The 22,965-nt window shown below is 56.9% G+C and carries 17 protein-coding genes and 1 riboswitch; of the genes, 11 read left to right on the forward strand and 6 right to left on the reverse strand.

The genetic code is table 11. The features are described 5' to 3' along the window. Positions 1-94: 94 nt before the first annotated feature. From RTK01_RS02870 to RTK01_RS02895, 6 genes are all read left to right on the forward strand, one after another. A complete protein-coding gene (locus RTK01_RS02870) occupies positions 95-2,674 on the forward strand; it encodes a cation-translocating P-type ATPase (protein WP_312279532.1) in 2,580 nt (859 codons plus the stop codon). A 330-nt stretch (positions 2,675-3,004) separates the two neighbouring features. Further along, positions 3,005-3,445, forward strand: a complete 441-nt coding sequence (locus RTK01_RS02875) for an NAD-binding protein (protein WP_312279533.1) — start codon at positions 3,005-3,007, stop codon at positions 3,443-3,445. Beyond that, entirely contained in the window at positions 3,442-4,773 is a 1,332-nt protein-coding gene (locus tag RTK01_RS02880) for a TrkH family potassium uptake protein (protein WP_312279534.1), read from the forward strand. The genes RTK01_RS02875 and RTK01_RS02880 overlap by 4 nt, the downstream gene beginning before the upstream one ends. Before the next feature lie 22 nt (positions 4,774-4,795). Further along, positions 4,796-5,449 (forward strand): TrkA family potassium uptake protein, encoded by a 654-nt coding sequence (locus RTK01_RS02885; RefSeq protein ID WP_312279535.1) that lies wholly within the window; start codon positions 4,796-4,798, stop codon positions 5,447-5,449. A gap of 44 nt (positions 5,450-5,493) precedes the next feature. Further along, a complete protein-coding gene (locus RTK01_RS02890) occupies positions 5,494-6,822 on the forward strand; it encodes an ATP-binding protein (RefSeq protein WP_312279536.1) in 1,329 nt (442 codons plus the stop codon). Further along, positions 6,815-7,507, forward strand: coding sequence for a response regulator transcription factor (locus RTK01_RS02895; RefSeq protein ID WP_312279537.1), 693 nt, complete (start codon positions 6,815-6,817; stop codon positions 7,505-7,507). Before RTK01_RS02890 ends, RTK01_RS02895 begins: the two co-directional genes overlap by 8 nt. 166 nt (positions 7,508-7,673) lie before the next feature. Here the strand turns inward: RTK01_RS02895 and RTK01_RS02900 are convergent, their stop codons facing one another. The 3 genes from RTK01_RS02900 to RTK01_RS02910 all read right to left on the reverse strand — a co-directional run bounded on the left by RTK01_RS02900 (position 7,674) and on the right by RTK01_RS02910 (position 11,939). Continuing rightward, on the reverse strand, positions 7,674-10,103 hold the full coding sequence (locus tag RTK01_RS02900) for a ribonucleoside triphosphate reductase (protein WP_312279538.1): 2,430 nt from the start codon (positions 10,101-10,103) through the stop codon (positions 7,674-7,676). Between the two features lie 304 nt (positions 10,104-10,407). Further along, positions 10,408-11,106: an anaerobic ribonucleoside-triphosphate reductase activating protein gene (locus tag RTK01_RS02905; RefSeq protein WP_312279539.1), complete on the reverse strand. Its 699-nt coding sequence runs from the start codon at positions 11,104-11,106 to the stop codon at positions 10,408-10,410. Then, positions 11,103-11,939: a hypothetical protein gene (locus RTK01_RS02910; RefSeq protein ID WP_312279540.1), complete on the reverse strand. Its 837-nt coding sequence runs from the start codon at positions 11,937-11,939 to the stop codon at positions 11,103-11,105. The genes RTK01_RS02905 and RTK01_RS02910 overlap by 4 nt, the downstream gene beginning before the upstream one ends. A gap of 460 nt (positions 11,940-12,399) precedes the next feature. Here RTK01_RS02910 and spoIID point away from each other — a divergent pair, with 460 nt between their 5' ends. Next, positions 12,400-13,422 (forward strand): stage II sporulation protein D, encoded by a 1,023-nt coding sequence (gene spoIID, locus RTK01_RS02915; protein WP_312279541.1) that lies wholly within the window; start codon positions 12,400-12,402, stop codon positions 13,420-13,422. A gap of 84 nt (positions 13,423-13,506) precedes the next feature. Here the strand turns inward: spoIID and RTK01_RS02920 are convergent, their stop codons facing one another. From RTK01_RS02920 to RTK01_RS02930, 3 genes are read right to left on the reverse strand one after another with little or no spacing between them, the layout of a single operon-like run. Further along, entirely contained in the window at positions 13,507-14,247 is a 741-nt protein-coding gene (locus RTK01_RS02920) for an amino acid ABC transporter ATP-binding protein (RefSeq protein ID WP_312279542.1), read from the reverse strand. 1 nt (position 14,248) lies between these two features. Next, positions 14,249-15,139: an amino acid ABC transporter permease gene (locus tag RTK01_RS02925; protein ID WP_312279543.1), complete on the reverse strand. Its 891-nt coding sequence runs from the start codon at positions 15,137-15,139 to the stop codon at positions 14,249-14,251. A gap of 52 nt (positions 15,140-15,191) precedes the next feature. Next, positions 15,192-16,091, reverse strand: a complete 900-nt coding sequence (locus RTK01_RS02930; RefSeq protein ID WP_312279544.1) for a transporter substrate-binding domain-containing protein — start codon at positions 16,089-16,091, stop codon at positions 15,192-15,194. A 145-nt stretch (positions 16,092-16,236) separates the two neighbouring features. Beyond that, positions 16,237-16,406: riboswitch (Lysine riboswitch) on the reverse strand. Between the two features lie 275 nt (positions 16,407-16,681). Between RTK01_RS02930 and RTK01_RS02935 the strand changes: the two genes are divergently transcribed. The 4 genes from RTK01_RS02935 to nrdD form a co-directional block, all read left to right on the forward strand. Continuing rightward, the gene (locus RTK01_RS02935; protein WP_312279545.1) at positions 16,682-17,245 is read left to right on the forward strand and encodes a phosphatase PAP2 family protein; all 564 of its coding nucleotides are present in this window, start codon (positions 16,682-16,684) and stop codon (positions 17,243-17,245) included. After that, the gene (locus RTK01_RS02940) at positions 17,242-19,785 is read left to right on the forward strand and encodes an EAL domain-containing protein (protein ID WP_312279546.1); all 2,544 of its coding nucleotides are present in this window, start codon (positions 17,242-17,244) and stop codon (positions 19,783-19,785) included. The genes RTK01_RS02935 and RTK01_RS02940 overlap by 4 nt, the downstream gene beginning before the upstream one ends. A gap of 104 nt (positions 19,786-19,889) precedes the next feature. Next, positions 19,890-21,302, forward strand: a complete 1,413-nt coding sequence (locus tag RTK01_RS02945; protein ID WP_312279547.1) for an MATE family efflux transporter — start codon at positions 19,890-19,892, stop codon at positions 21,300-21,302. 121 nt (positions 21,303-21,423) lie between these two features. Beyond that, positions 21,424-22,965 (forward strand): anaerobic ribonucleoside-triphosphate reductase (nrdD, locus tag RTK01_RS02950; protein WP_312279548.1); only part of this gene is annotated, 1,542 nt, incomplete at its 3' end.

The following is a 22,965-nucleotide window of genomic DNA, read 5'->3' on the forward strand; positions in this document are numbered from 1 at the left end:
GGATCGAAATGGCGAGACTTTTGAGCAAACGCTTCGGCGTTGGCGCAAAAGTCTCGCTTTTTTTGCGCTATGGATACAGGAAAGGAAGAGAATTATGGCGGAAAAACGGGGAATATGGCAGAAGGCAAGGGTGGAGCTGTTTCGGGATCTTCGCTGCGGCGAAGAGGGCCTGACGGAGGAGGAGGCCGCGCTGCGGCTGAAGCAAAACGGACCCAACGAGCTTTTAGCCGAGGCGCGGAAGTCCACGGCGCGGATATTTCTTGAGCAGTTCGCGGATTTTCTGGTGATTGTTTTGATTGCGGCGGCGGCGGTGTCCATTGCCCTGAAGGATGCGGAGAGCGCGGTGGTCATTTTGGCGGTGATCACCATGAACGCGATTCTGGGAACGGTTCAGACTGTGAAGGCCGCGTCGTCGCTGGAAAGTCTTAAAAAAATGTCCGCCCCCACGGCAAAGGTACTGAGAAGCGGCGTGATCCGGGAGATTCCGGGGCGCGAAGTCGTGGTGGGCGACGTGGTGTGTCTGGACGCAGGGGACGCAGTGTGCGCTGACGGGCGGCTGCTGGAGTACGCCGCCTTAAAAGCGGACGAAAGCGCCCTCACCGGCGAGAGCCTGCCTGTTGAAAAGGACACGGCGGAAATCGAGGGGGACGTTCCTCTGGGTGACCGGAAAAACATGGTTTACTCCGGCAGCTTCATCACCTACGGCCGGGGCCGGTTTCTTGTCACCGGCGCAGCCATGGACACGGAAATGGGCCGCATTGCGGCGCTTTTGAAGGCAGCGGGAGAGAAAAAGACCCCCTTGCAGGAGAGTTTGGACCAGTTTGGGAAAAAACTCTCCGTGGGCATCTTGATTCTGTGCGCGCTGCTGTTTATGGTGAGTGTGTTTTTGCGGCACGAGCCGGTGATGAACGCGTTTTTGTTTGCCGTGGCACTGGCGGTGGCGGCCATTCCTGAGGCGCTGAGTTCCATCGTCACCATTGTCCTCTCCTTTGGCACCCGGACAATGGCCCGGGAGAATGCCATTATCCGCAAATTGCAGGCGGTGGAGGGCCTTGGAAGCGTGTCGGTCATCTGCTCCGACAAGACCGGTACTCTGACCCAGAACAAGATGACTGTGCAGAAGATTTATACCGCCGGAAAAATCATCCCGGTGGAGGATGCGAACTTTTCCGATGCGATGCAGGAGCCGCTGCTGCGGGCGGCGTTGCTGTGCAGCGACGCCACGGTGAACGAAAACGGCGAAGTGGGCGACCCCACGGAGACGGCGCTGGTGCGCCTTGGCGAGCGGTTCCGCTTTGACGAGGAGGAGGTCCGGGAGAAATATCCCCGGCTGACTGAAATCCCCTTCGACTCCGACCGCAAGCTGATGTCCACGGTCCACAGTCTTTCCGGCGGACTGCTGATGATTACCAAGGGAGCAACGGATGTTTTGCTGGACCGCTCGTTGCTCACGCCGGAGCAGCGGGTCGAAATTGAATCCGTCAACGAGCAGTTTTCCCGGGAGGGGCTGCGGGTGTTGGCCTTTGCCTGTCGGAATCTGGATGCCCCGGCGGTGAATCTATCTGATGAAAACGGGCTGGACTTTCTGGGGCTGATCGCCATGATGGATCCGCCCCGACCGGAATCCGCCGTGGCGGTGGCGGAGTGTATCTCCGCCGGAATCCGCCCGGTGATGATCACCGGGGACCACCGCATCACCGCCGCCGCCATCGCAAAGAAAATTGGCATCCTCACCGAGGGAACCGAGGCGGTGGACGGCGCGGCCATAGACGCCATGAGCGACGGGGAGCTGCGGGACTTCGTTCCCAAAGTCAGTGTGTACGCTCGGGTGTCTCCGGAGCATAAAATCCGCATCGTCCGGGCCTGGCAGGAGCGGGGAAATTTGGTGGCCATGACCGGCGACGGCGTGAACGACGCCCCGGCGTTGAAGCAGGCGGACATCGGCGTGGCCATGGGCGTCACCGGCACGGAGGTGGCCAAGGACGCGGCGGGCATGATTTTGACGGACGACAACTTCGCCACCATTGTCCGGGCCGTGGAAAACGGACGGGGCGTGTATGCCAACATCAAGCGGGCCATTCAGTTCCTGCTTTCGGGCAACGCGGCGGGTATCCTTGCGGTGCTGTACGCGTCCCTCATGGGTCTGCCCGCGCCCTTTGCGGCGGTGCATCTGCTGTTTATCAATCTGTTGACCGACAGCCTGCCCGCCATCGCTCTGGGGCTTGAGTCCAGAAGCGAGGACGTGATGCTTCAAAAGCCCCGTCCCCGAAACGAGGGGATTTTGACCCGGGCATTCCTTGCGGACGTGGGGCTGGAGGGCATGGTCATCGCCATTGCCACTTCCGTTGCATTCCACATGGGTCTAAGCGCCGGTGAAGCGCCTGTTGGAACCACCATGGCTTTTGCACCGCTGTGCCTGCGCCGCCTGTTCCATGGGTTCAACTGCAAGTCCCAGCGCCCCTTGCTGTTTTCCAAAAAGCTCTTCAACAACCGGTATCTATTGCTGGCGTTTTTGTTTGGTGCTGCACTGCTGGCAAGCGTCTTGACGGTCCCGGTGCTGGAGCCCCTGTTTGACGTGGCGGTTCTGTCGGCCACAAATCTTTGGACCATTGTGGGGCTGGCCTTTGCCAGTATGCTGGTGATTCAGGCACTGAAGGCCCTGCGGAGGAAATAAGTGCCCTCCGGCGGAAAAGCGCCGACAAAAGGCCGGATTCGCCCTTAACAGCGTACTCAATTGGCTGAAACAATTATAAAAAGCCCCCCAGCCTCATTGCGGCTGGGCATCATAGGGGTAAAAAATGAACCGGGGTTCATATGTACAAGGCGGACGGCGGAAGCTGTCCGCCTTGAACTGTTTAAGCAATATTTTTCTGCTAGGAATAGCCTCCCGCAGGGCCTTTTGCTCATCGTTCTCTTTCTTTATACAAAAATAATACCGCCCTGAAAAAGAGGACACTATCCTTACATTCTTTCTGTTATCGTAATACGGAAAGGAGGCGGGTTCATGACAATTTTGCTGGCTGCTACCACCGTCATACTGCTTGTGCTTGGCTTTCTTGTCATGCGGCATCTGGATGAGTTTATAGAAAGGGGCGGAATCCTCGACAGCCCGCAGGGGCGAGCGAATCAAGGCATCCTCATCTATGGAGCGCCGGAAGTCGAGGAGAAAATACATAAAATCGGAATGAAATGCAAAATTCTTATAGATCCCATTTTTCCGGAGGACAGTCTGTATTCCGCCTTGGTTGCCTTATCGCATGACGACTGCGCTAATCTGGCGCTCTGTCATATGGCCAGGCAGGCAGATCCCGGAATTATAATAATTGCGCGGTGCAGCACGCCAAATCTGCAAAGCATCTTTGAGGCGATGGGAGTGAGTAGGCTTCTTAGTGTGGAGGAATCTGTTGTCCCGCTGCTGGCGGAATTAGGGGGTGTCGGAAGATGAATACCAAAAGATGGAGTGCTACTCAAATTCTTTCCTTTGGATTTGCAATGCTAATTCTGATTGGCGGGCTGCTTCTAAGTCTGCCAATTGCCAGCCGCAGCGGTTTGGAAATTCCGTTTTTAAACGCACTTTTTACCTCCGCATCCGCGACGTGTGTCACCGGTCTCGTGGTTTATGATACCTGGACGCAGTTTTCTTATTTTGGCCAGGCTGTGATCCTGCTGCTGATTCAAATCGGGGGACTTGGATTTATGGCAGTTGCCATCCTGTTCTCCCTTGCCGTAGGCAGACGCATCGGTTTGCGTGAGCGTTCTCTGCTGGCAGAGGCGGTCAGCTCCATGCAGGTAGGCGGCGTGGTCCGGCTGGTGCGGCGGATGCTGATCGGCACCGCACTTTTCGAGGGAATCGGCGCACTGCTTCTGGCAATTCGCTTTGTCCCGATGTTCGGGGCAGGTCAAGGTTTATGGTTTGCCGTGTTTCATTCTGTGTCCGCGTTTTGCAATGCGGGCTTTGACCTGATGGGCGTGCGGTCGCCGTTTTCTTCCCTGACAAGTTTTTATGACGACCCTCTCATCATCCTCACCATTGCCGGGCTGATTATTGCAGGCGGCATCGGGTTTGTCGTGTGGAATGACTTGATAGAAAGCCGCTTTCACTTCAAAAATCTGCATCTGCATACCCGCGCCGTGCTCTTTTCCACTCTGGCGCTTTTGCTGATTGGAACCGCCGCATTTGCCAGTCTGGAATACAACGGAACGATGCGTTCCATGAATCCGGGTACGCGTATACTGTCGGCTTTCTTTCAATCGGTCACCCCGAGAACAGCAGGGTTTAACAGTGTTGATATCGCTTCTCTCTCGGATGGCAGCAAATTTGTTACCATGCTGTTGATGTTTATTGGTGCCGCGCCCGGCGGTACTGGAGGCGGCATCAAAGTGACAACGTTTGCCGTGATGGTCGCTTCCATTTTGGCTCAGCTCAGAGCGCGGGAGGATGTAAATTTGTTTCACTTCCGGCTGGAATCAGAAGCCATACGCCGCGCCTTCTGCGGTGCGGCAGTCTATCTTGTTATGACGGCGGGAGGGATTCTGATTTTGTGTGCGCAGGAACAGTCACTGACCGCGGCGGCTTTTGAAACGTTGTCCGCCATTGGCACGGTGGGGCTCACCGTGGGGATTACGCCTACGCTTCAAGCCTTGTCCCGAATTGCAATTATCCTTTTAATGTACGCGGGGCGCGTGGGAAGTCTGACGGTTTTTATGGCGGTCACACGACCCGGACATAACGGAAAATTAAAAAATCCTGTCGGCAAAATCATTGCCGGTTGATCAAGAAAGGAAAACGCGCAAAATGAGATCAATGCTTGTAATAGGAGCGGGACGCTTCGGAAAAAACCTTGCGATGAAACTAACTGAGCTGCATAATGAGGTTATGCTTGTGGATGTGAATGAGGAAGCCGTCCGGAAGCTGGAGCCTTTCGTCACCCGTGTTCAGATCGGAGACTGCATGGACCGAGATGTGCTTGCGGAATTGGGCGTACGGAATTTTGATGTATGCTTCGTGTGCATCAGCGACAATTTTCAGTCTTCCATGGAGATTACCTCTCTGCTGAAAGAACTGGGAGCGCCGTATGTCGTTTCCAAATCGGACCGCGAGATTCACGCCGATCTGCTTAAAAAAATAGGCGCCGATGATGTGGTTTACCCGGAAAGAGACATGGCCCAGAGAACTGCCGTCCGGTATTCGGCAAAAGGCGCGTTCGACTATATTGAACTCTCCCCCGAATACGCCATCATGGAAGTGGAACCGCCGGAAAGCTGGGTTGGGTGCAACATTCGGGAACTGGACGTGCGCACCAAGCATCGCGTCAATGTAATCGGCGTACGATGCGGAAAACACATTCTGCCGCTTATTAGTGCTGATCACGTGTTCCAAAAACAGAAACATATTATTGTTGCGGGCGAACAAAAGGATATACTAAAAATGATCAGCAACACAAATTAGCAAAGGAGGGGACTGTCACGATCAAAAATGCGGGAAAAGCGGTTGTGACCATCGGCATCGCGACGGTATTGGCGGTTCTGTTGGCCCGGCTGGGTGTGGGGAACGAAAGCGTCATCATGATGTTTTTGCTTGGCGTTCTGGTTACAGCGGTGTTCACCAGCAGCCTTGGGTGGGCGATCGGTGCGGCGCTTCTGTGCGCTCTGCTGTTCAATTTTTTCTTTACCGAACCCCACTATTCGTTTTTTGTTTACAGCCCCAACGACCTGATGCTGCTGGTGTTCTTTGTTGCCACGGGAATTGTTTCGGGGATGATTACCTCCCGTTTGCAGCGGGAAATGAAGCTGGCAAGCGAAAATGAGCATACAGCTAAAATCCTGTATGGCATCGCGTCAGACTTTCTCTCCGCCAGCGGGAAGGAAAGCGTCGTTCGGAAAGCCGAAGCCCTTGTTCAGGAATACGTGGGCCTGAACTGCACGGTGTTTTTAGGCGTTCGGCAGACGGTTCCCCAGAGCTTTGAAATCAACGGGGCTTCCGGAATGCTGGGCGGACTGGAGCTTTCGGGAACTCGGCCCAGCGGACAAAAACTTCTGATTGTGCAGGCGGTCTGCGCGCAGCTTGGGATTGCGCTGGAGCGGGAGATCCTTGTAACCGACAGGGAGAAAATCCGCATGGCAATGGAACGGGAGCAGCAGCGCGGCACGCTCCTTCGGTCCGTGGCCCACGACTTGCGCAGTCCGCTGACGGCAATTTCCGGTGCAGGCAACCTTTTGGCCGACAACTATTTCAGACTTTCCGACGCTGAACGCAGAAAGCTTGCCTCAGACATTAGCGAAGAAATCGTCTGGCTCAGTGATCTGGTGGAGAATATCCTCAGCATGACCCGAATCAGCGAGCAAAAGATTGTGCTACACAAACAGGATGAGGTCATCGACGACGTAATCGGCGAGGCGGTTAAGCATACGGAACGGCTCCTGCGTGATCGGCATCTCCATGTGAAACTGCCGGAGGATGTGGTAACGGCGCCTATGGATGGCAAGTTGATTGCGCAGGTCGTAATCAATTTGTTGGAAAATGCTGTCCGGCATACGCCGTCCGACAGTGAAATTTCTTTGACCGTACATGCGGAAAGTGATTTGGCGGTATCTGTGGCGGACACAGGAAATGGCATCCCAGATGCGATCCGCGGCCGCCTGTTTGAACGTTTTGTCACCCAGGAGTCCGATATTGTAGACGGACGCCAGGGACTGGGACTGGGGCTTTCAATTTGTAAGACAATCGTTGAGGCGCATGGCGGTACGATCTCTGTGTCGGACAACGTGCCAAAGGGCTCTGTTTTTACGTTTGCCCTGCCCATGGAGGAGACTGATGAGTGAAAAACGAATCATCCTTGTTATAGAGGACGACAAATATATCTCACATTTTATTGATATCTCTCTTTCCAAAGAGAATTATGCTGTCCTGATCGCGGAAACGGCGGCGGAGGGCTTATTCTTATTTACTTCTCACAGACCGGATATCGTCCTGCTGGATCTTGGTCTGCCCGACCGTGATGGTGTGGATCTGCTTCGCGAGCTGCGGACCTTTTCGGATACGCCGGTTCTGATTGTTTCCGCACGGGGGCAGGAAACGGAAAAAATTACCGCGCTGGATCTGGGTGCCAACGATTATATTACAAAGCCCTTTCATATGGGGGAGTTGATGGCGCGTATCCGGGTGGTTGAGCGGCTGCTGGAGAAAAATGGAGCGACAGACGGAGACTCCGTGTTTTCCTGCGACTGGCTGACGGTGGACTATGAAAAGCGTCGAGTACTCGTGTCTAATAATGAGATTCATCTGACGCCGACGGAATATAAAACACTCCTTTTGCTCATATCCAACCAAGGCAAGGTGTTGACGCATAATTATATTATCAGACAGATCTGGGGTTATGAGGGAGGAGACAGCAAGAGCGTGCGGGTCTTTATGGCCAATCTTCGCCGAAAACTTGAAAAAGACACGACGCATCCACGCTTTATTTTGACGGAAGTCGGCGTTGGTTATCGGTTTGCCGATGAATAGCAATTTAAAATACCAAAAAAGACGCAGAGGAAGTTTTTACAACAACTTCCTCTGCGTCTTTTTTCCCGTATTTAGTTTGCCTTTTGACTGGGTTCAAAATTTGTCCTTGTGACTTTCCGCTTTTGCGGCGGGGGTTTTTTTATAAAAGCGGACGGTACAAGCACCGTCAAAGCGCGGCGGCAAGCTTGCAGATATTGGGCGCGCCGGAAACCGCTTCCATCTTGTCCCCCCGGCGCACCAGAAGCGTGGGGGCCTGCATGATGCGGTATTTCCGGGCAAGGTCCAGATGCTCGCTCACGTCCAGCACTGTGTAGGCAAGTCCCGCCTGTTCAAGGCCCTCTTTGGCGGTTTTGCAATTGGGACAGGTTTTGGTGGTGAACAGCAGCAGCTCGTCCACCGCGTCGCGCATGGCCCGAACCGTGGAGCTTTGCTCCGGAGCGGGCTGCTGTGCAGAAGGAAAGGCGGCGGGGCCTGGCACGGGCCGGGCGGTCTGCGCGGCGGAGCTTGGCGCGTGGGGTTTAAAGGCCGTTCCCAGCTCATAAAGCTTGCGGTCTTTGTATTCCTGCGCCTTGCCGTCGTTCCAGTTCTGCACCGGGCGGTAATAGCCGGTGATGCGGCTGTAAACCTCGGCGGGCTTTCCGCAGTGGGGGCAGGTGAAATGCTCGCCGGTGAGATATCCGTGCTGGGAACAGACGGAGTAGGTGGGGGAGAGGGTATAGTAAGGAAGCTTGAAGTTTTCCGCGATTTTGCGCACCAGCGCGGCAGCGGCTTTCCAGTCCGGCAGCTTTTCGCCCAGAAACGCGTGGAACACGGTGCCGGAGGTATAGAGGGTCTGCAAATCATCCTGCACCGACAGCGCGTCGAACAGGTCTGAAGTGTACCCCACCGGCAGGTGGGAGGAATTGGTGTAATAGGGGGCGTCGCCGGGCTTGGCGGCGGTGATGATGTCTCCAAACCGCTCCGTGTCGTGCTTTGCCAGCCGATAGGAGGTGGACTCGGCGGGGGTGGCCTCCAGATTGTAAAGGTCGCCATACTGCTCCTGATAGTCACTGAGCCGCTCCCGCATATGGTTCAGCACGTCCTTGGCAAAGGATTGGGCCTCCCGCGATGTCAAGTCCTTTCGCAGCCACGCGGCATTCAGCGCGGCTTCGTTCATGCCCACAAGGCCGATGGTGGAAAAGTGATTGCCAAAGCTCCCCAGATACCGCTGGGTATAGGGGTACAATCCCGCGTCCAGCAGCTTGGTGATGACGGTGCGCTTGGTGTTCAGGCTGCGGGCGGAAACGTCCATCAGCTTGTCCAGCCGCCGGTAAAAGTCCGCCTCGTCCTTGGCAAGATACGCGATGCGGGGCAGATTGACCGTCACCACGCCGACGGACCCGGTGGATTCGCCGGAGCCAAAGTAGCCGCCGGATTTTTTCCGCAATTCCCGCAAATCCAGCCGAAGGCGGCAGCACATGCTGCGCACGTCCGATGGCTCCATGTCTGAATTGATGTAGTTGGAGAAATAGGGAGTTCCATATTTCCCGGTCATCTCAAAGAGGAGACGGTTATTCTCCGTGTCGCTCCAGTCAAAGTCCTTTGTGATGGAGTAGGTGGGAATGGGGTATTGGAAACCCCGACCGTCCGCGTCGCCCTCCACCATGATTTCAATGAAAGCGCGGTTCACCATGTCCATCTCTTTTTTGCAGTCCCCGTAAGTAAAGCCCATCTCCCTGCCGCCCACAATGGCGGGCTGGTTCGCAAGGTCGGCAGGGACGGTCCAGTCTAACGTGATGTTGGAAAACGGAGCCTGCGTGCCCCAGCGGGACGGGGTGTTCACCCCGTACACAAAGGATTGGATGCACTGCTTCACCTCTTTTTGGGAGAGGTTGTCCGCCCGCACGAAGGGGGCCAGATACGTGTCAAAAGAGGAGAACGCCTGCGCCCCGGCCCACTCGTTCTGCATAATTCCAAGGAAATTTACCATTTGATTGCAAAGGGTCGAGAGATGACTTGCGGGAGAGGAGGTGATCTTGCCGGGAATGCCGCCAAGGCCCTCCTGAATCAATTGCTTCAGGCTCCACCCGGCGCAGTAGCCGGTGAGCATGGACAAATCGTGAATGTGGAGATCGCCGCTTTTGTGGGCCTGAGCTACCTCCGCGTCGTAAATCTCGCTGAGCCAGTAGTTGGCGGTGATGGCCCCGGAGTTAGACAGGATTAGCCCACCCACGGAGTAGGTGACGGTGGAGTTTTCCTTCACCCGCCAGTCGTTGATGTGCAGGTAGTTGTTCACTAAATCCTTGTAGTCCAGCACAGTGGAGCCCAAATTTCGGATTTTCTCCCGCTGCTTGCGGTACAGGATGTATGCCTTGGCAACGTCGCTGTATCCGGCCTTAATGAGGACGTTTTCCACGCTGTCCTGAATCTGCTCCACGGAAATGGAGCCGTCCTTGATATTGTCCTGATAATCCGCGGTGACCTTCAGCGCCAAAAGATCGATGATGTCGGGGTTGTAGTCCTTTCCCACGGCGTCAAACGCCTTGGTGATGGCCACGTTGATCTTGGACAGGGCAAAGTCCACGACCTTGCCGTCCCGCTTCAAAACTCGATACATACCGCTCCCACACTCTCTTAAAGTATTCCCGCCTCGCGGCGCCGGACAAACTGCCCTGCCACCGCCAGCGTATCAAAGATAGGCCCATATACCGTCAGAACGGAAAGGCGCCGAAGCGCCCTTCCGTTCTTATTCTAGCGGGGCTGTTGGGGGAAGTCAATTAGAAATACCTCTATATCTTGTGGATTATTTCATAAAAAATGCCAATAATCATCCAGATTTAGTAAAGTTAAAAAAGAGCGCGGTTTCGAAAAAAGTCCCTTTGTGTCGAAAGAAGCGAGATTGGGCGGAATCTTGCGTTGACTCACTCAACGCCCCGGAGAGAAACCTCTCCGTAAAAAGGGCGGACAGTCTCAGCAAAGGCGCGCATTTCATCGGAGGAGAAGCCGTGCAGTCCGGAGCCGATCAGTTCTCCGGAGTCCATAAAGCTTTGAAAGAAATAGCGGCGCGCCCCTTTCAGCCATTGGGCGATGGACAGCAAGTCCGCCGGAGTGTGAAACTCCCGCACCAGTGTGGTACGGAACTCATAGTCTGCCGGGCCATCCATCAAAAGCGCGGCGCTCTCCGCCACCGGGGCTGTGTCAAAGCCCAAAACGCCCACGGTCAGCGGGTATTTGGGTAGGCTATTCTTGATATCCATAGCCACATAATCGATGCTTCCCGTTTCCAGAAGAGCGCGAAGCCGCTGCGGATAGCAGCCGTTGGTGTCCAGCTTTACCGCAAAGCCCATGGCCTTTACCCGGGCGGCGAAGTCTGAAAGGTCTTCGTGAAGCAGCGGCTCCCCGCCGGAGAGTACCACCCCGTCCAGCAGTCCCCGCCGGGAGGAAAGAAACGCAAGAATTTCCCGCTCCTCATAGTGCTCCCGCGCGTCAGCGGGCGCGGTGACCAGACGGGCGTTGTGGCAATAGGGGCAGCGGAGATTGCACCCGCCGGTGAACACCGTTGCCGCCACCTTGCCGGGAAAGTCCACCAGTGACAGCGTTTGCAGCCCGCAGAAGATCATGGCGACGCCTCTTCTTCCGCATCTCCCACGCGCCTGCGAATCGGATCGGGCCGCAGGGAGAGGAGAAGCCCCAGAAAAAAGAGAACGCAGCCGCCAAGCAGCGCATACTGGGAAAGGCTTCGATTGCCCGCCAGCGCGGCGGCGCACAGAATGACGCTGCCCCCGGCGAAAAAAGAAAAGACCTGCGCGGACCCGTCCTCAAACGCGAAGGAGGACAGGCGGAAAAAGGCCAGCGCGGCAAAGCCCAGCGCCAACAGCTCTGGCGCATAGGATTCCAGCGCGGGGTTTGCGGCCCGGGCGCGATAGTCCAACACCAAATGAAACACCAACGCCACCGGGGCGGGCAGCAGCAAAACCGCCGGCGCAGCGCTGCGGCGGCGAGAGCGCCGCCCCGCCGCAGCGGAAAAAACAGCGGGCAGCAGACACAGGGCGGATAGCACCGTCAGTCCACCGCAGGCCAGCGCAACGCCTGCCGGAAGAGCTCCGCCGCCGGGAAAGCACAGGGGAGCCGAGAGCGCGGCCCGCACCTCCACCACCCCGGAAAGGGCCAGCAGGAAAACGCCGGACAGCAGCAGGGGTGCGGCCCCCTGTGCGGAAAAGACATCCTGAAACGGACGGGGGTCGGGGCGGCGGTCAGGCAGACGGCGGACCAGCAAAAACAGCGTTACGCCCAGAAAGACCAACAGAACCCACAGCAGTCGTCCGAAGAGATTTCCGGGGGTACTCAGTCCGGTTTCCGGAATCAAGCCGGTGCGCGCCTGCGCCAACCGCAGAAAAAAGGCCGCCGCGCCGCCCGCCGCCGCCAAAACAGCCATAGCCGTGGTGTGTTTCATCCGGGTCCTCCTCAAAAGCCGGGACGTTGCGCCCGGCACAGTTTGTAAATAGCTCCGCGTCCGCCCGATCTTACCGGGCCTGTATGGTAGGCAAATATCCTTCGTCCCTCTCCGCACAGAGGGCTGGGGTTCTTTTGCGGAGGAGCCGCGCCCGTGCGGGTTCCCGGCGCGGCCTGCCGATTCGGACGGAGAGTGATCTGGGGCCATTATACGCCAGCGGTGGCGGTTTGTCCACACCGCGCCGGGGAAAACGCACCAGCCCGCATGGTTGCCGTTTCGGACAATCCATGGTATAATCAAACGCCGTAAAATTCGACAATTTATGCGCAGGACTGTTTTTCGTCTTCCGCGCATATGCTGAAGAAACCGCGGATTGCGGGCGTACTTCGATCAATTTATGGAAAGTGTACAGGCTGTTCAAGAGGTGAATGCCTTTTGAACGAGCGGGAAAGGAAACGAGATGAGACGGTATCTGGGTATGTCGGCGGTGCTGCTGGGCCTGCTTTTTTTGCTGCCGCTGATTACCGTGACGACCCATGTGGTCCGGCGGGAGGCGGAGGCGGGGACGAAGCGGGAGCTGAGGCCGGAAGAGCCGGAAATAGAGCTGCTTCCTCAAGGGGAGACGGACGGGTCTTACACCATCCGCGTTCTGCTGGGGGACGAGGTGAAAACCATGACCATGGGGGAATATCTTCAGGGCGTGGTGCGGGCGGAGATGCCTGCCTCCTTCGAGCAGCAAGCCCTGTGCGCCCAAGCGGTGGCGGCACGGACCTATACGATGTATAAGATGGCTTCCGGGGGAAACCACGGCGACACGGCGGACATCTGCGGCGATCATACCTGCTGTCAGGCATATCTTGATAAGGAAACCGCCGCCTCCAACTGGGGGGACAGCGCCAAGACTTACGAGGCGAAGGTGGAAAACGCCGTTGCCCTCACCGACGGGCAGACAATTCTATACGGCGGGCAGCCTATTCTGGCGGTATTTCACTCCTCCTCCGCCGGGACCACAAAACGGGCGGGCGAGGTGTGGACCGACGACCTTCCCTATCTTCAAAGCGTGGAAAGCCCCGAGGGCGAGAGCGTCCCCAATTATTACAGTCGCGCGGAGTTTACTCCGACGGGGTTTAAAGAGCTGTTTCTGGCCGCGTATCCGGAGGCGGACCTGTCCGGCTCCGCCTCGGGCTGGATGAAGGATTGGACTGTTGGCGAGGATAGCAATGTGGAGTCCGTCACCGTGGGCGGAATCAGCGTCCGGGGGACGAAGCTGCGCACCATTTTCTCCTTGCGCTCTTCCACCTTTGAAGCGGAGGTGGAGGACGGGAAAATCGTCTTCTTCGTCACCGGGTACGGCCACGGCGTGGGTATGAGCCAATATGGCGCCCAGCAGATGGCAAAGGACGGCAAGGACTGGAAGGAGATCATTACGCACTACTATACGGGCGTCACCGTGGCGGTGCACACGCCGGAGCGGTTGTCGTAATAAAAAAGAGCTTGAGGACGTAAAATCCTCAAGCTCTTTTTGTTTTTGAAAAGGCGCGTAGAGAGCGGAGATAATTCCTGCCGCTTACACGCTGCGAAAGCGGGAGAGAAAGTCCCGGGTCTCCTGCATTTGGGGATTGCCCAAAAGCTCCTCCGGCGTGCCCTCCTCGCAGATAACGCCCTGATTCATATACACCACCCGGCTGCTTACGTCCCGGGCGAAGGCCATCTCGTGGGTTACCACCAGCATGGTCATGCCCTCTCTTGCCAAATCCTTCATCACGTCCAGCACCTCGCCCACCATCTCGGGGTCCAGCGCGGAGGTGGGCTCGTCGAACAGCAGAACCTCCGGCTCCATGGCAAGGGCTCTGGCGATGGCCACCCGCTGTTTCTGTCCGCCGGAGAGCTGGCGGGGTCTCGCGTTGATATAGGGGGCCATACCCACCCGATCCAGATACCTGAGCGCGGCGGTGCGGGCCTCTTCCGGGTCCTTATTCAGAACCTTCACCTGCCCGACCACGCAGTTTTTCAAAACGGTCATGTTGTTGAACAGATTGAAGGACTGAAACACCATTCCCACCCGAGAACGGTACGCGGCCACATCCACGCCCCGGTCCGCCATGTTTTTTCCGTGGAAGAGAATCTCGCCCGAAGTCGGGGTTTCCAGCAGGTTTACGCACCGAAGCAGGGTGGACTTGCCGGAGCCGGAGGAGCCGATAATGGAGGTCACATCCCCCTTCTCCACGGTGAAGTCGATGTCCCGCAGTACCTGATGACTGCCAAAGGCCTTGCCCAGATGGCGGATTTCAAGAATCGTCTCGCCCATGTCAGTTCTCTCCTCTCGAAGCGGAGTCCCCGTTTTTGGGAGAATGCTTGCTGTTTTCCCGGTACTCCTTGCTGTGCTCGTCAAAATTGCTGCCCCTGCCGGGATGATTGTAGGTTCCGGCGGTCATGGTCAAGGAGTCGGTCTGCACCAGCTCGTAGCTGTCGGACCCGTCCATCCGCCGCTCTATCCACCGCAGCAGGAAGGAGGCGGCAAGCGTCATGGTGAGATAGCCCGCCATTTCAATGGTGGCGGAGGGAAAATAGGTGAAAGTGGCCCCGGAAATCGCCTTGTGGGCGGCAAAGAAGTCGGTAAAGCCGATGATAAACATTACGGAGGTGTCCTTGATGTTGATAATCAGGTTGTTGCCGATCTGGGGCATGATGTTTCGCAGGGCTTGAGGCAGAATGACACCCAACATGGTTTGGAAGTGGGTCATACCGATGGCCTTTGCCCCCTCCGTCTGGCCGGGATCAATGGAGAGAATGCCACCCCGGACGGACTCGGCCATATACGCGCCGGTATTGACGGATACCACCAGAATCGCCACAGTCCATATGTTCTCAAAGCGGACGGAGTTGTTGGTGAAATAGGGAAGGCCGTAATAAATAAATACCGCCTGCAAAATCATGGGCGTGCCACGGAAAACCTCGATATAAATTCGCAGCAGCACCCGCACAAGCCCCAAACCTACCCGCTTGACGGGATGGTCGGACTTAGCGTGGGGAATCGTCTGCAAAATTCCGCAGCCAAGGCCGATGACGCAGCCGATTAACGTGGCGACCACGGCGAGAATCAGCGTGCGCCAAATGCCGCCCAGATAGCTCACCGTGCCGTATTTGGCCCAGAGATCGGCAATGTCGGAGGCCAGTTGTGCAAATCTTGACCAGTCCATAATGGGTTCCTCGTTCCCTCAGTATTCAGCGGGCGCGCCCGGACAGGAATGCTCAGGCCCCGATGGGCTGCACCGCCACGGCCTGCGCCATCAGGTCATTGAAATCGTCGGCGGTCATGCCGGAGAGGACGGAGTTCATCGCGTCCTTCAAAGCGGTGTTGCCCTTCATAACGGAGATGCCGATGTTCACGTCCTCGTCGGAAACCGTGAAGTCATCGCCGGAACCGGAGAAGTCCAGCAGCTTGAAATCGGGATAGGCAACCATCGCGCCCTGCGCGGTGGGCATGTCGGTGCACACAAAGTCCACCGCGCCGGTTTCCAGCGCCATCAGCATGGCGGGGGCAGATTCGGCCGCCGTCCGCATATCGGCGCCTTCAATCTGGGGCAGGCAGGTTTCATACCAGATGGTGCCCTGCTGGCTGGTGCAGGAGCCGCCCGTGAGGTCGCTGATGCCCTTGGCGTTTGCAAAGGCGCTGTCGGCCTTGGTCAGGCAGATGATGGAGGCGTACAGATAGGGGCCTGCAAAGTCCACCTGCTCCGCCCGCTCAGCCGTCATGGACTGGCCCGCGATCACCGCGTCCACGGCGCCGGACTGAACGGCGGGAACAAGAGATTCCCACTCCAGCCGGACAATTTCCAGCTTCCAGTCGTTGGCCTCGCAGAGCTTTTTGGCCATCATTACGTCGTAACCGTTGGCATATTCATTGGTGTCCCGGATGGGGACGGCGTCGTTGGAGTCGTCCGGCTGGGACCAGTTATAGGGTGCGTAGCCGCACTCCATGGCCACCGTCAGCACGCCGTCCTCCACGCCGGAGGGAACCCCACCGCCAGCGGAGGATGCGGAGGAACCGGCAGCCGCGCTGGAGCCGGAGGCCGCTGGAGCGGAGCCGCCGCAGGCGGCAAGAGATGCGGTCATGGCCAGAGCCAGAACAAGAGCAAAAAACTTCTTCATAAAAATTTTCCTTCCTTTCAACCAATGGTATTTTGTGGCGGCTGATGTGCAATATCCCTCTCCCTGCCGCAAAAGAGAACGACAAAAAACGGGCCGCTTTGACGCAAAGCGACCCGTGGAAAAAGCAGGCAATACTGCCCGATTCAGCCATGATAGCGCTTCACAAAAAATGTGACAGTCCGGCGGGTATTCCCCGACAGCCCAGGTATCTTGGAGCAGGCAGCTCCAAAACCCTTCGGCGATGTCCCCTTTTCCGCGGCGGCTGCCTGCCGTTTTACTCGCGGTACTGATGAACCTCGCGCCTCTATCTGAGCGATCCAATTTTGAGGTATCCTATCACGATATAAAGGGGATGTCAACTGTATTCCCAAAATATTTTTGCATTTTTGTGCAAAACGTATAATTTAGCAAAATTTAAGGGAAAGCGGTTGAAACTCGTTTGTCTTTGGTGGAATTGCGCATAAATAATCCTTTTCAAAATTGGTAGCAGATGATACAATGACCACAGCGGACGACGTTGCTTTGTACGGAGTTTTGAAGACTGTCCGGCGCAGCCAATGTTGCGTCGGCCGTACGGGAGAGGTGTGCGGGTGAGAGCGCTTGAGTTCAGCGTTTTAAACTGGATACAGGAGAATTGCCGGACAGAGCTTTTGGACGGGTTTATGCCGCTGATTAGTGCGCTGTGTAATCACGGAGAAATCTGGATTGTGCTGGCGGCAATTTTGCTTTTTACGCGGAGATACCGGCATACCGGCGCGGTTTTGGCGCTGGCGCTGTTTTTGGATGTGCTGCTTTGCAACGGGATTCTCAAGCCGCTGATTGCCCGGGTGCGGCCCTGCGACATGAATCCCGCGGTAACGCTTTTGATTTCCCGCCCGCAGGACTGGTCGTTTCCGTCCGGGCACACGGCGGCGTCCTTTACCGCGGTGGGCGCTCTGCTGTCGGAGAAGCGCGGCAGACTGTTGGGGCCCGTCTTGATTTTGGCGGCCCTGATTGCTTTTTCACGGCTGTATTTATATGTGCACTGGCCCAGCGACGTGCTGGCCGGCGCGGTGCTGGGGTTGGCGCTGGGTCTGACCGCCGGGCATTTGATGCGGTGGGCAGATAAGAAAACGGGGCGGTTTCGTCCCGCCGGAGGAGAGGGAGAGATGTGAAGGACACGCGGAAGAAACAGAAAATTCTTCTGGTGGATGGAAACGGAGAGCGCCGTCAGCAGACCGCAGGGGTCCTGCATGGCACGTTTTGCGTAACGTCTGCGCTGGATGGAGAGATGGCGGTGGACATCCTGCGTACGCGTCAGGACTTTGCCGCAATTCTGCTGCAATGCCGCCTGTTTGAATTCAGCGGGTTTGATGTGATGCACTTTCTTCATACGAACCGTTTGCTCAAGTCCATCCCCGTGATTGCCATGGGGCCGGAGGAGGACGAGCTGAAAGCGCTGAGCCTTGGCGCCGCCGCGTTTTTTGAGGAGTCTAGAGAGCCTGACATTCTTTCCTGCCAGGTGCAGAACCTCGTGAATCTTTTCTGGAGAGATCGGGATTTGGACCCGCTGACCGGCGTGTTGCAGTGGGAACCGTTTTTAAAAAAGGCACGGGACACGCTGACGGAAATGGAGCAGGATAAGCGGCCCCGGTCGCTGTCTATCATCTTTTTAAACATGGACCGCTTTAAGGTATTCAACGATCTTTTCGGCCGGGCCGCAGGCGACCAGCTTTTGCGGAATCTGGCGGCAAAGCTGATGGGAATGCGAGGTGCGGTTCACGTGGGCCGCGTGGGCGGGGACCGCTTTGTGCTTCTGTGCCGCACGGAGGAACTGGAGCTTTCCCGCTTCAACCGGCTGGGCGCCGAACTGATGGGGCGGCTGCACCTGAAATATGCGCTGCATCTGTGCTGCGGCGTTTATGAAATTGATGACCCCGCGCTTCCGGTGGCGGAGCTTTGCGACCGCGCACAAATCGCGCAGGAAACCGTTTCCGGCCGCAGCGACAAGAGCGTGGCCCTATATGACGAGGAGCTGCGCCGAAACCTGCTGTGGGAGCAGGAGGTGGCCTCCGGGATGTATGAGGCGCTGGAGCAGGGCCAGTTTCAGGTGTATCTCCAGCCGATTTTCAGCCTGTCGTCCAACGCGCCAGTGTCGGCAGAGGCGCTGGTGCGCTGGGATCACCCCAAGCGTGGGTTGATTCCCCCCGATCAATTTATCTCTATTTTTGAAAAAAACGGTTTTATTAACCGGCTGGACCAATATGTATGGGAGCGGGTATTTCAATATCTGGCAGAACTGAAGGCGGCAGGCTATCCCGAAGTGACCATTTCTGCCAACATGTCGCGGCTGGATATTTACAGCGCGGATATTTGTGGGCTGCTGACGGGGCTTGCGAAAAAGTACGATGTGAACCCCGCCGTCTTTCGGATAGAGGTGACGGAAAGCGTCTATATGGAGGACCCGGGGCAGATGCTGGATTTGACCCGGCAGCTCAACGCGGCGGGCTTTGCCGTTTTGATTGACGATTTTGGCAACGGCTACTCCTCACTCAATATGCTGATGAACATGACGGTGTCGTCTTTGAAACTGGACATGGGCTTTATTCGCAGCGTTGGCAGCGACGAGCGGACCAACTGCGTGGTCAGCAGCATCGTGCGCATGGCCAAGTGGCTGGAGATGAGCGTGGTGGCGGAGGGTGCGGAGACACAAACTCATGTGGACTATCTGCGCTCTATCGGCTGCGACCGGGTGCAGGGGTATTATTTCTCCCGCCCTGTCCCCAAGAATGATTTTTTCTCCCTGCTGGAGCGCTACCGGTCGGCTTCCGCGCTCGAGCGGCCCCGGATTTTTGACAAGACGGCGGACACCCGGGCCGTGTGGGATGCGGTGAAGACCTATGACAGGATGATGCGGGGGAGAATGGACGCTGCGGCCATGTTTGAGCAGTTTGGCGACGCGGCGGAGATCCTCAGCGTGAACGATGGGTATTACCGCCTGATGGAAAGTTCTCCCGAGCTTTTGTTCCGCAGCGGGCAGTTGATTACCGACTGGCTGGAGGAACGGGACCGTCCCGCGTTTCTCGGCGCGATGGACGCCGCTTCGGAAACGGGGGATAGGCAGGAGCTGGTGATTCGGAGGTATATGGATTCCTACCGGATGAAAAGTCTGATGGTCAGTGTCTGCTATATGGGGCGCAAGGACAGCCGCAAGCTGTTTTTGGCACTGTTCCGGGATATCTCTTTACTGAAGCTGCCTGCGGAGTTTGGCTGCATGGTTCCCTCCGCCGTCCCCAGAGAGGAGGACGGGCTGCCCCGGCAGCCGCAGGTATTGGGCTGCCGTACCTGCCCCAAGCTCTTAATTGTGGAGGACAACCGGGTGAATCAATTGGTGCTGGAGAAGATGCTCTCCTCCCAATACAGCATTTTGGAAGCGTCCAACGGCAAGGTGGGGCTGGATGCTCTGCGCAGCGGGGAAAACATCGGCGTGGTATTGCTGGATATCATCATGCCGATTATGGACGGGTACGAATTTTTGCAAAAGAAGGCGCAGGACCCGGCTCTGAGGGACATTCCGGTGCTGGTGCTTTCCCAAACGGATAATCTGGACAGCGAGGAAAAGGCCTTGCGCCTGGGGGCCAGAGGCTTTGTGCGCAAGCCCTATGACCCTGAGGATTTGAGAAAAACGCTGGATGCGCTGGCGAATGGAATCTGATGATTGATAAAAGCACCCCGGCAACTCGCGGCGGCAGCCTTTGCCGCCGCGAATTTTGCGGGAACGCCGTGCAAAAGCATGAAAACAAGGAGACAGCAAACCCTATGTTGAAGTCAAAGGCTTATGAAATTGATATGTGCAGCGGACCGATTCTGAAAAAAATGCTGCGCTTTGCCGTGCCTCTGATGGCCTCCGGTGTGCTTCAGTTACTGTTCAACGCGGCGGACGTGATTGTGGTGGGACGGTTCTCCGGGGACAACTCCATGGCCGCGGTGGGGTCCAACGCGGCGCTGATCAATCTGCTGACAAATTTGTTTGTCGGGCTCTCCGTGGGCGCAAACGTGCTGGCGGCCCGGTATTTCGGGGCAAAGCGGGAGCGGGAGCTCCACCGCGCGATCCACACCACCATGCTTCTTGCCTTTTGCAGCGGAATGGCGCTGATTGTGATGGGCATCGCCATGGCGCGGCAGGTGCTGGTCTGGATGCAGACGCCTCCCGCCGTGCTGGATCTGGCGGTGCTGTACCTGCGGATCTACTTTTTGGGGATGCCCGCCCTGATGCTCTATAACTTCGGCGCGGGTCTTCTGCGTTCCAAAGGAGATACCCGTCGCCCCCTGTATTACCTGCTGCTAGCGGGCATTGTGAACGTGGCGCTGAATCTGCTGCTGGTCATCGTGTTTGATCTGGACGTGGCGGGGGTGGCCATCGCCACCGTGGTGTCCCAGTGTATTTCCGCGGCGCTGGTGGTTTCCTGCCTGATGCGGGAGACGGGGAGCTTTCGTCTGGAACTGCGGGCGCTGCGCTTTTACAAGGAGCAGCTTCTGGGTATTTTGCGGGTGGGTCTGCCCGCCGGAGTGCAGGGCATCATTTTTTCGCTGTCCAACGTGGTAATCCAGTCCTCCGTCAACTCTCTGGGCGAGATTGTCATGGCAGGCAGCGCCGCCTCCAGCAATATCGAGGGGTTTGTATACGTGGCGATGAACGCCGTCTATCAGGCAACGCTGTCTTTTACCAGCCAGAACGTAGGCGCGGGGCGGATGGACCGCGTCAATCGCATTCTGCTGACGGGGCTGGGCTGCGTAACCGCCACGGGACTGGTGCTGGGCGTGGGTGCGTGGCAGGCAGGACGGCTTTTGCTTGGCATCTACTCCGGGGACCCGGCGGTGGTGGAGGCTGGCTTTGTGCGCCTTGGCATCATCTGCGGGACCTATTTTATCTGCGGCATGATGGACACGATGGTGGGCGCTCTGCGGGGCATTGGCTACTCCGTGATGCCTATGATGGTGTCGCTGATGGGAGCCTGCGTCCTGCGTCTTGTGTGGGTTGCCACGGTCTTTCAGATTCCGGCGTATCACACGCCGGAGTGCGTTTACTGGTCCTATCCCGTCTCATGGATAGTGACTCTTTTAATCCATGTGCTCTGCTACCTCTGGGCCAAGCACAGGGCAGACCACCGCTTCGCCGAAGCGCAGGCGAGACGGGAAGTTGCGGAGATTTCTAACCAAAATACTAAATAGGGTATTGCAAATTGAATTAATACACTATATAATGTGGTTGTTACAAAACCGTTTGGTTGACATAAAAGTAAGTTGGGAAGAACTATTTTGGCTTTTCGACAAAAGGGAGCGGCAGAAAATCATGAAAATTATTAAAAGAAACGGCAGTGAAGAGGGCTTTGACCGGGAGAAAATCGCGGCGGCGGTGGAAAAATCAAACTTTGCGGACGGGCAGACGCCGGAGCTGTCCCATGCGCAGATGGAGCAAATCGCGCTGAATGTCGAGACTACGGCGGAGAAGGTTGGCCGGACGCTGAACGTGGAGGAAATTCAGGAGCTGGTGGAGACGGAGCTGATGCGCCACAGCGCCTATGAAACAGCGAAGCGCTATATTCGCTATCGTTATACCCGGACGCTGGCCCGGGCTGCCAATACCACGGATAATCAGATTCTCAGCCTCATCGAGTGCAACAACGAAGAGGTTATGCAGGAAAACTCCAATAAGAATCCCACGGTGAACTCCGTCCAGCGGGACTATATGGCAGGCGAGGTGTCCAAGGATATTACCAAGCGGCTTCTGCTGCCGACGGAAGTTGTGCAGGCCCACGAGGATGGCGTGATTCACTTCCACGATATGGACTATTACGCTCAGCACATGCACAACTGCGATCTTGTCAATCTGGAGGACATGCTGCAAAACGGAACGGTGATTTCCGGCACGCTGATTGAAAAGCCTCACAGCTTTTCCACCGCCTGCAACATCGCCACCCAGATCATCGCGCAGGTGGCCTCCAGCCAGTATGGCGGGCAGTCCATTTCCCTTGCCCATCTGGCGCCCTTCGTGCAGGTTTCCCGAGATAAAATCCGGGGCGACGTGCTGGCGGAGGCCGCCGCCATGGGCGGCCATCCCGAGGGGGAGGTTTTGAACCGGATTGTGGAAAAGCGCCTTCGCGCGGAAATCCGCCGGGGCGTGCAGACCATCCAGTATCAGGTGGTGACGCTGCTGACCACCAACGGGCAGGCCCCGTTTGTGACGGTGTTCATGTATCTGGGCGAGGTGTCCGACACTCAGACCAAGCGGGACTTGTCGGTGATTATCGAAGAGACGCTGACCCAGCGGTATCAGGGCGTGAAAAACGAGGCGGGCGTGTGGATCACCCCGGCGTTCCCCAAGCTCATTTACGTGCTGGAGGAGGACAATGTCCGCCCCGGAACACCCTATTACTACCTGACGGAGATGGCGGCCAGATGCACTGCCAAGCGGATGGTGCCGGACTATATTTCCGAAAAGGTGATGCTTCAGAACAAGATTGATAAAAATGGGCAGGGCCACTGCTACACCTGCATGGGCTGCCGTTCATTCCTTACGCCCTATGTGGACCCGGAGACGGGAAGCCCCAAGTATTACGGTCGGTTCAATCAGGGCGTTGTCACCATCAATCTGGTGGATGTAGCCTTGTCCTCCGGCGGAGATATGGACCGCTTTGAGGAGGTTTTTTCCAAGAGGCTTGCGCTTTGCTACCAAGCGCTGATGTGCCGCCACAAGCGGCTCAAGGGCACTTTCTCCGATGCGGCTCCCATCCTGTGGCAGTATGGCGCGCTGGGCCGACTGAATAAGGGCGAAACCATTGACAAGCTGCTTTACGGCGGATATTCCACTCTGTCTCTTGGCTATGCGGGGCTT

Source organism: Oscillibacter sp., from assembly GCF_031978065.1.
In the GTDB taxonomy this organism is placed as follows: Bacteria; Bacillota; Clostridia; order Oscillospirales; family Oscillospiraceae; genus Oscillibacter.

Excerpts from the sequence above, each read along its gene's own strand:
- RTK01_RS02870 (WP_312279532.1), top strand. The coding sequence starts at position 95 with ATGGCGGAAAAACGGGGAATATGGCAGAAGGCAAGGGTGGAGCTGTTT.
- RTK01_RS02875 (WP_312279533.1), top strand. The coding sequence starts at position 3,005 with ATGACAATTTTGCTGGCTGCTACCACCGTCATACTGCTTGTGCTTGGC.
- RTK01_RS02880 (WP_312279534.1), top strand. The coding sequence starts at position 3,442 with ATGAATACCAAAAGATGGAGTGCTACTCAAATTCTTTCCTTTGGATTT.
- RTK01_RS02885 (WP_312279535.1), top strand. The coding sequence starts at position 4,796 with ATGAGATCAATGCTTGTAATAGGAGCGGGACGCTTCGGAAAAAACCTT.
- RTK01_RS02895 (WP_312279537.1), top strand. The coding sequence starts at position 6,815 with ATGAGTGAAAAACGAATCATCCTTGTTATAGAGGACGACAAATATATC.
- RTK01_RS02900 (WP_312279538.1), bottom strand. The coding sequence starts at position 10,103 with ATGTATCGAGTTTTGAAGCGGGACGGCAAGGTCGTGGACTTTGCCCTG.
- RTK01_RS02905 (WP_312279539.1), bottom strand. The coding sequence starts at position 11,106 with ATGATCTTCTGCGGGCTGCAAACGCTGTCACTGGTGGACTTTCCCGGC.
- RTK01_RS02910 (WP_312279540.1), bottom strand. The coding sequence starts at position 11,939 with ATGAAACACACCACGGCTATGGCTGTTTTGGCGGCGGCGGGCGGCGCG.
- spoIID (WP_312279541.1), top strand. The coding sequence starts at position 12,400 with ATGAGACGGTATCTGGGTATGTCGGCGGTGCTGCTGGGCCTGCTTTTT.
- RTK01_RS02920 (WP_312279542.1), bottom strand. The coding sequence starts at position 14,247 with ATGGGCGAGACGATTCTTGAAATCCGCCATCTGGGCAAGGCCTTTGGC.
- RTK01_RS02925 (WP_312279543.1), bottom strand. The coding sequence starts at position 15,139 with ATGGACTGGTCAAGATTTGCACAACTGGCCTCCGACATTGCCGATCTC.
- RTK01_RS02930 (WP_312279544.1), bottom strand. The coding sequence starts at position 16,091 with ATGAAGAAGTTTTTTGCTCTTGTTCTGGCTCTGGCCATGACCGCATCT.
- RTK01_RS02945 (WP_312279547.1), top strand. The coding sequence starts at position 19,890 with ATGTTGAAGTCAAAGGCTTATGAAATTGATATGTGCAGCGGACCGATT.